Origin of the sequence: Nostoc sp. (assembly GCF_036918015.1) — a bacterium.
In the GTDB taxonomy this organism is placed as follows: Bacteria; Cyanobacteriota; Cyanobacteriia; order Cyanobacteriales; family Nostocaceae; genus Nostoc.
Window position 1 is genome coordinate 66,963 of the sequence record NZ_JBALEO010000097.1, and the last position, 11,932, is coordinate 78,894.

Annotated in this window: 10 protein-coding genes; 4 read left to right on the forward strand and 6 right to left on the reverse strand. The window is 41.4% G+C overall.

Annotation, left to right across the window (positions count from 1 at the left end; genetic code table 11):
* Window positions 1–74: 74 nt before the first annotated feature.
* The 4 genes from V7K61_RS30745 (at window position 75) to V7K61_RS30760 (ending at window position 3,940) form a co-directional block, all read left to right on the forward strand.
* Window positions 75–1,337 (forward strand): sensor histidine kinase, encoded by a 1,263-nt coding sequence (locus V7K61_RS30745; RefSeq protein WP_335059489.1) that lies wholly within the window; start codon window positions 75–77, stop codon window positions 1,335–1,337.
* A gap of 170 nt (window positions 1,338–1,507) precedes the next feature.
* Window positions 1,508–1,942, forward strand: a complete 435-nt coding sequence (locus V7K61_RS30750) for a hypothetical protein (RefSeq protein ID WP_335059504.1) — start codon at window positions 1,508–1,510, stop codon at window positions 1,940–1,942.
* Between the two features lie 194 nt (window positions 1,943–2,136).
* Complete coding sequence (locus tag V7K61_RS30755; protein ID WP_335059491.1) at window positions 2,137–2,700, forward strand: 3'-5' exonuclease; 564 nt, start codon at window positions 2,137–2,139, stop codon at window positions 2,698–2,700.
* A gap of 442 nt (window positions 2,701–3,142) precedes the next feature.
* Complete coding sequence (locus V7K61_RS30760; protein ID WP_335059493.1) at window positions 3,143–3,940, forward strand: superoxide dismutase; 798 nt, start codon at window positions 3,143–3,145, stop codon at window positions 3,938–3,940.
* A 34-nt stretch (window positions 3,941–3,974) separates the two neighbouring features.
* On the opposite strand, the gene V7K61_RS30765 is transcribed toward V7K61_RS30760, so the two are convergent.
* The 6 genes from V7K61_RS30765 to V7K61_RS30790 form a co-directional block, all read right to left on the reverse strand.
* On the reverse strand, window positions 3,975–4,694 hold the full coding sequence (locus V7K61_RS30765) for an ABC transporter ATP-binding protein (protein WP_292718940.1): 720 nt from the start codon (window positions 4,692–4,694) through the stop codon (window positions 3,975–3,977).
* 273 nt (window positions 4,695–4,967) lie between these two features.
* Window positions 4,968–6,182: an ABC transporter permease gene (locus V7K61_RS30770; RefSeq protein ID WP_442936389.1), complete on the reverse strand. Its 1,215-nt coding sequence runs from the start codon at window positions 6,180–6,182 to the stop codon at window positions 4,968–4,970.
* A gap of 375 nt (window positions 6,183–6,557) precedes the next feature.
* Window positions 6,558–8,069, reverse strand: a complete 1,512-nt coding sequence (locus tag V7K61_RS30775; protein ID WP_442936388.1) for an efflux RND transporter periplasmic adaptor subunit — start codon at window positions 8,067–8,069, stop codon at window positions 6,558–6,560.
* A gap of 68 nt (window positions 8,070–8,137) precedes the next feature.
* Window positions 8,138–8,488 carry a hypothetical protein gene (locus V7K61_RS30780; protein ID WP_335059497.1) on the reverse strand — a complete coding sequence of 117 codons (351 nt, stop codon included), beginning with the start codon at window positions 8,486–8,488 and terminating at the stop codon, window positions 8,138–8,140.
* A 255-nt stretch (window positions 8,489–8,743) separates the two neighbouring features.
* Complete coding sequence (locus tag V7K61_RS30785; RefSeq protein WP_335059499.1) at window positions 8,744–10,096, reverse strand: hypothetical protein; 1,353 nt, start codon at window positions 10,094–10,096, stop codon at window positions 8,744–8,746.
* 128 nt (window positions 10,097–10,224) lie between these two features.
* Window positions 10,225–10,923, reverse strand: coding sequence for a hypothetical protein (locus tag V7K61_RS30790; RefSeq protein ID WP_335059501.1), 699 nt, complete (start codon window positions 10,921–10,923; stop codon window positions 10,225–10,227).
* Window positions 10,924–11,932: the final 1,009 nt, after the last annotated feature.

Below are 11,932 nucleotides of genomic sequence, written 5' to 3' on the forward strand. Positions count from 1 at the left end.
AATTCTGGCTCCTGAATTCTTTTATTCAACAATATATCAATTAATTTGAGTCAAATTTAAATTGTTAATTCATCATGCTTAAGACCTCAGATACCGGATTTATTTTGATTGTGGATGATAATCCAACAAATTTATCTCTCCTATGTGAAGCACTCAATAGTGAGGGTTTTCGTTTTCGGGTTGCAGTCGATGGAGAAAGTGCGATCGCTCAAGTCGAACGCAATCAACCAGAGTTGATTTTGCTGGATGTACAAATGCCCGGTATTGACGGATTTGAAACTTGTCGCCGCCTCAAAGCTAATCCCGTTACCCAAAACATTCCGATTATTTTTACCACTGCTTTAGCAGATACGGAAAGCAAAACGAAGGGATTTTCCCTTGGCGCAGTTGACTATATCCCGAAACCATTTGCCCAAGAAGAAGTGATTGCGAGAGTACGCGTACATTTACAACTCAAACAATTGACTGAATCTTTGGAACAACAAGTCAGCGATCGCACCAAGGCTTTGCAAAAAGCCCAAGTCCAACTAGTACAGCAAGAGAAACTATCAACACTCGGAGAGCTAATCGCTGGTATTGGCCATGAAATCAATAACCCGATCAACTTTATTTCCAGCAATATTCCACCCTTGCAAGAACATATTACAGCAGTAACCGAGTTGCTTCTACTATATGAACAAGAGTATCCCAACCCAACAACCAAAATTATCAATACTATTGAGAACTTGGATCTGAACTTTGTTCTCGAAGATATGGGAAAAATTTTGAACTCACTCCACATAGGAAGCGAACGAATTCAGAATCTTTCTAATTCACTCCGCACCTTCTCTCGCTCGGATAGTGATGCCAAAATATCTGCTGATTTGCACCAAGGAATAGATAGTACACTAATGATTTTGCAACACCGCCTCAAGGCTAATGGCGATCGTCCCGGTATTGAAGTTATTAAAAGTTATGGAATATTACCAGAGGTAAATTGCTATCTAGGGCAGATGAATCAAGTATTTATGAACATTCTCGCAAATGCAATTGATGCCCTTGATGAAGCTATAATGGAAGGCAAAATGAGTAATCTAATTCCTCAGATTAAAATTGCCACAGAAATAGATTCTGAACAATCGGTTATAATTCGGATTGCTGACAATGGGATTGGTATTCCTGAACGGCTTAAAAAACGTTTGTTTGAGCCGTTATTTACCACAAAAAGTGTTGGCAAAGGTACTGGACTTGGCTTGTCGATTGCATATCAAATAGTTGTAGAAAAACACAAAGGTGTATTAGAAGTGAATTCTCAACCTGGTATGGGAACCGAATTTATCATCAAAATTCCCACTTGAGAGCGGTATTTAATTAATGACAAAGCTGCTCAAGCATTTATCATACTGGAGAGTAAGGAAAAATTTTCCTAATACTTCTCTACGAGAGGCTGCGCCAACGGCAACGCTCAGTACAAGTACCCAATCCCTAATTTATATATAGAGTGAACTCAACTTTAGATCCTCAATTAATGGCAGAACGCATAGAATCCCTCAAAGCTGGAATAATTGGGGGATTATGTGTGTGTTTGGCTTTTGCGATCGCTAGTCTACTAAATACTTTCGTATTAGCAAAGTATTTTCAGACACTTGGATGTCTGCACAGTGATATTAACTGGCACTTGTGGGGGAGTCTTGCAGTTGCAACTTTTATTGGTTTCCTATTTGGTGTCACCTACCGATATATCATTCGCTCCGATCGAAATCCCCAACTCAAAGCTGGTGGTGTGTTAGCCTTTGGCTTGGTGCGCGGATTAACTCAGATAGAACTTGGGTGGAATTCCCACAGCACAATTTGGCCTTTTTTAGTGTTGGCGGCAGAAAGTTTGTTATGGTTTATGCTGGCTGCGATCGCCCTTGATCTCGCTATCCAATTCCGTTGGGTTAAACCTTTTTCATCAATCTAAATTCCCTTTGCCTAAGTTGCGAAGTTGTGGTTTTACAGCTAGCTGTAGTTCAAATAAATCAAAAAGGCTGTAAGCATTACGTTTTTGTAGTATTATAAATACAACAAGCTTACAGAATTAGTTGTGCAATTCAATTATTTAAACTTATGTATAAATAACTACTAAGTTTAATTATTATTACTCTATTACATAATATGAATACTAAAATATCTGACTATTATCTGATAGTCGATTTGGAAGCTACGTGCTGTAACAATAAAACTATTCCCCGTCACCAAATGGAAATAATTGAAATCGGTGCAGTGATGCTCAATCGAACAACGTGGGAAATTGATTCCGAGTTTCAGCAATTCATCCAACCTGTGAGACATCCGCAACTAACAGGTTTTTGCACAGAATTGACTAGTATTCGGCAGCAAGATGTTGACGAAGCACCAAAATTTTTCGAGGCAATTTCTCGCTTAAAAGAATGGATTAGTTTATTTCCCAACTATATTTTTTGTTCTTGGGGTAATTACGACAAAAAGCAATTTATTCAAGATTGTGCGTTTCATAATTTTCCTTATCCTTTTACTTCAGAACATATAAATATCAAAGAGGAATTTTCAGAATATCTTGGAGTATCTAAAAAATTTGGCATGGCGCAGGCTCTCAATGAGTTGGGGATAGAATTAAAAGGTACACATCATCGTGGCATTGATGATGCCCGCAATATTGCAGCTATCTACAGACAGATTAAAAGCAAAAAAATCAGCTGAATAAATCATATAAAATTTGTAGTAGCGTAGCCTAGTTAAAATAGTGGATAAAATCTAGCTATTATGCTGTAAACAAGATGTTCATACAGGCAAATGAGACTTCCATAACATAATAAAATTAGGAGTTGTATGAATAATTATTATTCTTAGTCCAAGATATTTATTATTTACAAGGTTTGAATTATAGATTTAAAAAATAAAATTTTAGCTATATCTATTTTTGTTTGAATTAACTGAAAACTAAGGTAATATATATAATATTTGGCTTAATGTAACTGCAAAATAACAGTTTACGATCGGGTTATAGCGGTTCTCAGTTGATTGAGGTACAAGAACCCCACCCCCAACCCCCTCCCCGCAAGCGAGGAGGGGGCTATGGTGTACCTCATTTGATTAGGAAACGCTATATAAGCCAATAATATTGATTTTGAGGCTACAATTTATGATCGGATTTTGGCGAAAAAAAATAGTTTTTTTCTTCACAATAATTGTGTTGACAATTCTGCTAATTTCTCACGAACCAGTACCAATAGCTGAGGCACAAACTTCTGCACCAATACCTACTAGACCGTTTTCCACCATAGCTTATCCTAATAGGTCATTAAGTGCTTTTCCTGCACAACTAGCACCATTGCCTTATGCTTATGGGGCACTAGGAAAAGCTATTGATGCTGAAACGATGAAATTGCATCATGATGCACATCATGCTAGCTACGTCAAGAACTTAAATGATGCATTGAAGCAGTATCCAGATTTGCAAAAAAGAAGTGTTGAAGGTTTACTAGTGAATTTGAACAGCGTACCTGAAGGTATTCGGACAAAGGTACGTAATAACGCTGGTGGTCATCTCAACCACACAATTTTTTGGCAACTGATGAGTCCTCAAGGTGGCGGACAACCATCAGGCGTGATCGCTCAAGAAATTAACAAAACTTTTGGCAGTTTTGATGCCTTTAAAAAACAGTTTAACGCAGCGGGTACAGCTCGTTTTGGTAGTGGTTGGGTTTGGTTAGTACGTAACCCTCAAAATCAACTCCAGATTGTCACCACAGCAAATCAGGATAACCCGATTATGGACGGTTCATATCCGATTATGGGTAACGATCTATGGGAACACGCTTATTACCTGAAATATCGCAACCGTCGGGCTGAGTATTTGGATAATTGGTGGAATGTAGTGAATTGGCCGCAGATTAACAGGCGATACCTTTCCTTCTCTCCGGGACGCTCCCCGAACTGAACGCTACGCGAAGGGCTGGTATACCCGATTTTTATCAGGTTTTGCTATGCACATTATCTAGTCTAGTTTGTAACTTCTTTGTTACCCCTTCAGCTAAACCATCTTTAACATGAATGATTCGGTTAGTTTGATCGGCTACATCTGGTTCATGGGTAACAATGACAATCGTGATGCCTTGACTGTTTAACTCAGTCAACAAATCCATCACTTCCTGAGAGGTTTCACTGTCTAACGCTCCAGTGGGTTCGTCTGCTAGAACAAGTGCAGGGCGATTAACGAGGGCGCGAGCGATCGCTACTCGCTGTTGCTGTCCACCAGACATCTGGTTAGGACGGTTTAACATTCGCTCTGCCAAGCCAACGCGAGTTAAAGCTGACTCTGCGCGTTTTCTGCGTTCCGATTTGGGAACACCTGCATAGACCATTGGCAGCATCACGTTTTCTAAAGCCGTGGAACGAGCCAGTAAATTAAACTGCTGAAACACAAAACCAATCCGTCGATTGCGGATATATGCCAACTCATCATCGGTTAGCGTAGTTAGGTTTCTACCTTCTAAAACATAATGTCCAGATGTGGGGCGATCGAGGCAACCGATGATGTTCATCAACGTAGACTTCCCGGAACCAGACATTCCCATAATTGAAACGTATTCGCCTTCCTCAATAGACAAGTCAATGCCCTTGAGTATCGGCACCTCAACTTCTCCAAGACGATATGTCTTCTGAATTTCTTCCATCCAAATCATGGTTGCCATATTAGTAATTCTCTACTTCAAGAATGTTTTAACAAGAAAGAATTCAGGAGTCAGGAGTCAGAATTCAGAATTGAACTGGAGTGCGACACTTCTCTATGAGACGCTTTGCAAACGACATGGTTCGACTCCCCTCACCAGCCGCTCAGTGCATCGCTGGTGGATAGCGTAGCGATCGCAAGTCATCATATTCCTACAGAGAAGCAAGCTACGCAAAGCGTCTCGCACCAGAGCGTCTTGATTCTGATTCCTGAATTCTGACTCCTGAATTCTTCTTCAATCACTTCTGAGCGCCGTGATGGGGTCAAGACTGGCAGCATTACGAGCCGGAATTACACCAGCCAGCAACCCAATTACAAAGGTTAAACCAAAGCCGAATAGTATTGACCAGAGTGAAATCACCAAGGGAAATTTAAATAGATTTGAGGCGGCAAAGGCGATCGCAATTCCCAATCCAATCCCAATTACCCCTCCAATTACCGCAATCACAACTGCCTCAGCTAAAAACTGGCTCAAAATCGCAGTGCTAGTCGCTCCAATCGCTTTCCGAATCCCGATTTCCCGCGTTCGTTCAACCACTGACACAAGCATGATATTGGCAATACCAATACCACCAACAATTAAAGAAATTACCGCAACCGCCACTATCATCACCGTAAAAAGCTTAGATGTACTAGTCAGCGTGTTGATGATATCAGCCGAATTTACAGTCCGAAAATCATCTTTATCTCCTTTTTCTGGATAAATGCCATGTCTTACCCGCAAAAGATTCGTAGTTTGATACTGAGCAGCATCTAGCTGTTCCTGGCTTTTGATTTTGATATAAATTCCTCTAATGGCAATTCCTTTAACAGCATTATTTCCCACTAGTCGAGCAGACATATTAGTGAGCGGGATATAAATTTGTTCATCCGGGTTTTGTGGCCCTTGCGCTCCCTTCGTCTCCATAACGCCAATCACATCATAGGTTTGTCCAGAGATGCGGATTTGTGCGCCTTCTGCAATACTTCCTGACCCCAGCAGTTCATCGCGGGCGGTAGGGCCTAAAACCGCCAGAGGTTTCGCCGCCTTGACTTCCTCCTCAGTAAAAAATCTGCCTGTTTGAGGATGAGTGTTGCGTACATCTGGATAATTGATATCAGTTCCAATAATCGTCATCGAGTCGTTGTTTTCGCCATAGACGACTTGGGCAGACTGTTGCAAAATCGCCGACACTCGGTCAACCCCTAAAACCTGTTGCGCGATCGCCTCAGCATCTTCTAAAGTTAATGTCGTAGCACTCCCAGCGCCCTGTTGCACCGCACCACTTCTAGATGCACCCGCTTGCACTTGCAAAATGTCGGTTCCGAGTGATTGTAGTTGTTGCTCGGTTGCTTTTTGAGTGCCTTGGCCAATGGCGGTGACAGCAATCACTGCCGTAATGCCAATGATAATACCCAGCATTGTTAGCGCAGTGCGGAGTTTGTTACTCCACAATGTCTCTAATGCCATTGTCAAAATTTCTACGGCTGATACCGAAGAACTGCGGATTAGAGTAGATGCTTGTTTAACTAGTGGTTTGCGATTGCGTGATTTGATCATTGCTAACCTTTGCTTGTGACATTAAATCTAAGTACAGCATTTTATTAATTCGTCGTAGCTAATTAAATTTGGTTATACCCTGCAATGCCACTTATTGGCTTATACCAATTCAATTAATGATTGCAACACCACATCCTTGGGTGAAGACGCGATTCATCGCGTCTCTACAAATGGTCTATTTGTCGCATTCTTTTTTTAAACTGGTATTACATTGTGAACTTATTGGCTTGCATTGTGAATGCGTTCTCCTGTATTAAAAACGCTACGCTTTTAGGCAAAACTGTACTAAAGACCACCAGGAGGAAGGCCACCCATACCGCCAGGAGGACTACCCTTCTTAGAATTCGATGGCGCACTCACCAAAACCTTTTCATTTCCTTGTAAACCGGATTGGACAACGGTTTTGTTATTTACCGTTGCTCCAGTTTTTATTGGTACAAATCGAGTGCTGCCATTTTCCGTAAGTACCTGCACTCCAGTGCCATTACTTTGACGAGCGATCGCTACTGTTGGGACAACAAGCACATTGTTTAATTCGCCTGCATCGAATTTCGCATCAACATTCATGCTTGGAAGCAGGAGAGTCTCAGGGTCAGTGAAATCCACTTTGACTTTAACGCTGGTAACATTGGTTGCCACAGTTGCCTGAGCCGCAACCTGGGCAACTTTTCCCTTAAAGGTTTTGTCAGGATACGCATCGGCTGTAATGCTTACTGACTGCCCTACCTTAATTTTGCTAATATCGGTTTCGGCAATATTTGCCACAACCTGATAAGTTGATGCCAGGGACAGAATCGAAGAAGAGGTCGATCCCGAAACCGAACTTCCAGATGTTGTCGGTGTAACGAAATCACCTGGATCGGAATACTTGGAAGTCACAATACCACTAAATGGGGCACGAATCACTGTGTCTTGGATTTGTGTTTGAATCGTTTTTAAGCTGCCCTGTTGCTGAGTCACCTGAGCGCGTGCAGCGTCAATATCTTCTTGGCGGTTTCCGGCTTTGAGTAGTGCTAAAGCTTGCTGTTTTTCCTTAACCGCTGCCTTGAGTTGCTCGATATCTTCTTTGCGTGACCCAGCTTTTTGCAATGCCAGCGCTTGCTGTGTTTCATTTACAGAAGCTTTAGCGCTGTCGCGATCGGCGCGTTTTTGGTTTAAAGTTTGAAGGGAAATAGCACCAGCATTATATAGTTGCTGATTGCGGCTCAAATCATCTTCGGCTTTTGTTAAACTTGCTTGAGCTATTTTTAAACGTGCATCAGCCTGAGCAATATCTTGAGAGCGATTACCTGCTTCTGCTTTTTCTAAAGTCGCTTGGGCTTGTTCTAATTGTGCCTGTGAAGCAGCAATATCTTGAGGACGATTACCAGCGATCGCCTTTTGCAAATTCGCCTGAGCAGCAACCAGAGAACCCTGTGCTTGAATTAGTTGCCCTTGCAGATTTGAGTCATCCATATATGCTAGGATTTGCCCCGCTTTCACAGAGTCACCTTCATCTACGAGCAATTTCTTTAGCTGTCCAGAACTTTTGGGGCTGACGTTGGTCGATTGTTTAGCTTCAACAGTACCGTTGGCTGAGATGGTAATCGGTAAGGTTTCTCGCTCGACTGGAATCGTCTGCATTTTGCTTCTGGCTTCTTGAGTGGAAGAAATCACCGTCTGACGGTAAAGAAAGTATCCACCACCTGTGAGTGAACTGAATATCAATAAACCCATCAGCCATTTCGTCAGTTTGCCTTTTATCAAACCTTCTTTAAAAGGCTTGAGCGTAATCGGTTGGGGAGAATTAAGTGTCATACACTTTGAATACACCTTGGTTGTAAATAATAATTGAGTGGTTGCGATCGATTCCTACCAGCAATTGATTAATTTCTCGGAGGACGTGCTGGAATCCCCAACGCTTCCCGCAATTTCTCTTCGGTAACACCAAGCTTTGTAGCTGCCACTTTCAGGTCGGGACGGCGACGCACTCCATCTGGTGCATTGGTTGGATTAGTAGGTACTCCCAAAGCTTCTTTTAACTTGGCTTCGGTGACACCGAGTTTTTGAGCTGCGGCGGTAAAATCTATTTGACGGTGCGATCGCCTCCCTTGCAATGGTTGCTCACCCGCTTGAGGGGGCTTTTGGGCGGTCAGATTCGGGTTACTGCCTGCTTGACCACAGGCTGCAAGCGTGAGGGAAATGGCTGCCAAGGCTAGAAATTGACGAATAATCATAACAATCAATCTTGCTTTGCTGAGATTGGAAAGAGTTGATAGTTTTAATTACACCAGCCCAACATGACAGCTTTCCCTTTGTCTGAATTACAAAATTGTAATAATGATTCTCGTTTGAATGAGTTACAAGTGTAGGGTAGCACAGCTAACTGTGCTACCCTAAGTGGTTAATTATTTCTTTCTAAGCCTGATGTTCGTAGACATCGCTGGAAACTAGCGCTCTAACTCTTTGCTAAAGCCCCTTACGTAACATAATTACGAATGACGGATTTTTAAAGTTCGGTGTTTGTTACCGACTATCCATAGTAAAACAATTAGCAATACAAGCGCTTTGATCGTTGATGGCTCCATTACCTTCTTCACTTGTGTGGGGGTTTGAGGAGTAACATTACACGGAACCTCAATGATCGGTGTGTGATTGGAACCATTACCACTAGGAGTCAGATCGCATTCGCCTTTATTGGTGAGAGACAAAGGTGCATTTTCTGGAGGAACAGGTACAGGTGGTTGAACTGGAGAAACAGGTGTAGGTGGTTGAACTGAAGAAACAGGTGTAGGTGCTTGAGCTGAAGAACTATCGCCACTCAGTAGTAGAAGCAGAATTAAACCAAGACCCCCAACGCCGATTATTGGCCAAAGTGGAAAGGAATTAGGACTGTCTGGTACCAAGACATCTCCCGTAGAGCCAGGGAAAGCATCAAAAGCTATTGTTTCTCCATCCAAGGCTAGTGGATTGTTACTCAGCAAAGTATCTCCTGCGATATCTTCTCCTAAGAGCTGATTAAATTCCGCTGGAATCGCATTGTTGGGGCGTCCGAGTTCCCCACCATCTTCGGAGTATGGAAAGGATAGTACTTCAAAAATCTTCTGTTGGAGTTGGTTCTGATCTCCAGAACTCAACGCATCCAAGCCTGTAGAGATTTTATTTAAATAGAAATTTGTCATCTCTGGCGACAAACCTAGAGACTGAATCTGCTCTTGAATGTTAGAAATTTTTGAGGCTTCTTCAAACAGCAGTCGTCCGTATGACAATTTCAGGTCTAGTAATCCATTACGGAGGCTAACAGAGTCATTGACTCCTGAGTATGGTGCCCAGTAGAACTGCTTGGTTACAAGTCCGAGTCCTTCTACTGGATTGCGACCAAAAGGTTGTCCTAGAAGGTATTGAGATCCATCCATGATTGTGGGAGATGCATTTCTCCAAAATGAGGCGTAAGGCACCCCAGAGAGATTAGGATTATTGCCGTAGAAGCTAGCGAAATTCTGGAAGTTTTTCTCCCCACCGGCTGCTCGGATCAGCAGGTTTTGATAACTAGTTCCATTGTTTAACTCCACTAATCGTTGGATTACCGATCCAGTCTTATTGCAGGTCAAACCAAATCCCACATCACATCCAGGAATGACTCGCATCTGGCTCAAATTCTGGTTCTTAATTTGGTACTGGAGATACTCAGACTCCAGTCCTTGTTGGATGCCATAGCGTCCAACATTTAGCTGTGCAAAAGCAGACTGACACGTAGTAAGTACTACTGCAACAGATGAAAATGCGATCGCTGCAAAGCGAACCACCTTCGGCATCGCAATTTTTTGAACAATTGATTTAGACAAGATGCACCTCCACTAAACGACAGCAATTTAATTGGGGATTGGGCAAAAGAGGCAGAGGGGAAAGACTTACTGCTACTTCTCCCCTGCTCCTCTGCTCCCCTGCCCCCCTACTCCCCTACTTCCCCAATTCAACTCTTAGGTAAATAGATGTTGATCGTGATTCCCGTACCTTTAAGGTTTCCTGATGAGAGTGTGTGATACAAGACCATAGCCCGGTTTGGTTGGTCAAAAAGATACCCACGACGTGTAGGTTTGATTTTCCCTTCCTTGACTAAGGAAACGAAGGCTTGTAGATATCTACGTATACCTTGACGGTTCTCTTTAGTAGTATTCGTATGATGCTCAATCAGCATCATAAAGAAGTCTAAGCTACGATTTTCCTGACCTTGAATTAGACTGCCTTCATCTAGGAAAGAACTTGCTATGAGCCTGCTATTAACTTGTTTGACCTTAAATAAAGTAAAGTAACGTCCTTCTTTTTTAGGATCGTTCGCATAACAGACCCAGGAACCCTCTTTATTTTGTGTAAAACCCTGTTCAGCAAGGTAAGAAAGCAAAGAATTACTTGCCTTAATTTGTGGTGGAGGTAATAAATCTTCAATGGGATCTAAAGAGCAAATCCTCTGTGTTGTTTTTTGTGGATAAACAGCAGGTGTCTGCTGAGTATTGACGCGAAAGGGCTGTGTTGTTTTTCGTGGATAAACAGCAGGAGTCTGTTGGGTATTGATGCGAAAGGGCTTGTCATCAGACATTGCCATGCTAGACATTGCAGCCAACGCAGATACTTGGAGAACGATCGCTCCAAACAAACGAACTATGATATTCATGTTTTTCCTGTTACTCTTACTGACTTTGTGAATAATCGAATTTCTACTAGATCGAGATTATCTAGCAGTCCTAAATTATTTATTAAATTTAAGTGTTTGCCTGATTTGATCGAGTAGCTTAAGTTTTCACTAATCAAATAGGACTTTTATATATAGGTAACAAGCACAAAGAGAGTCAATATCTAAATAAAACACACAATGCTAATGTCTTCTTGATAAGACAAATTCAGCTTTTTGATATTTTTACGTATACAAAAAACTATTGACATTGTGTCAAAACTTTTATATTTACTCTTGTCTAATTTTTTGCCATCCTAAGAGGGTTTTATGCCTTTATTGCTGGCTATGATGATTCCTAAAAAAGAGCTTTACTTAGCTCTTCAGTACCTTATATAAGCAGAGTTTAAAAAGCTCTGTGCTTTGCACGTTAGGGCTTTTGTTGACTTCCTGGGTAGGTTGAATAATTTTTTGTTTTTTGGAGGTAGCGCACCTAACTAACTCTTTCAGCATGGTTACAAATTGATGTATAAATAATATCTCCCTGACAGTAAGATAATATTACCATGAGCTTGAGACATGCAACACTATTGTGGACAGTTGTCAAAGTTGTACACTGGGAATCGTAACTACCTCTTCATTAAATTCCATAGCAAATAGGTGAGAGGCAAGCTTAATCTATTTACACATTACTAGTATTTAAGAACTTAATACTATTGTTAGTGAACCACTACTTGTGCGTATTAAATATAACTTTAATTTACATAAAACACGTATAAGTAATAGATTGCGATCGCTAACTCAAGTTTTTAATTATCCTGCCAGATGATATCTATGATGGGCTACGCCTATGCACTAAAGAAAGTTAAGTTAGATTACAAGTCTAAAATTTGCGATTTAACACGCTGTTACAGTTGTTACTGTGATTTGAACTAAAAAATGAGATTTTAACTCATGATATGCTTCAGAAATGAGTATCCAGTTTATAGTTCACTTTTAATATTCGAGTTTT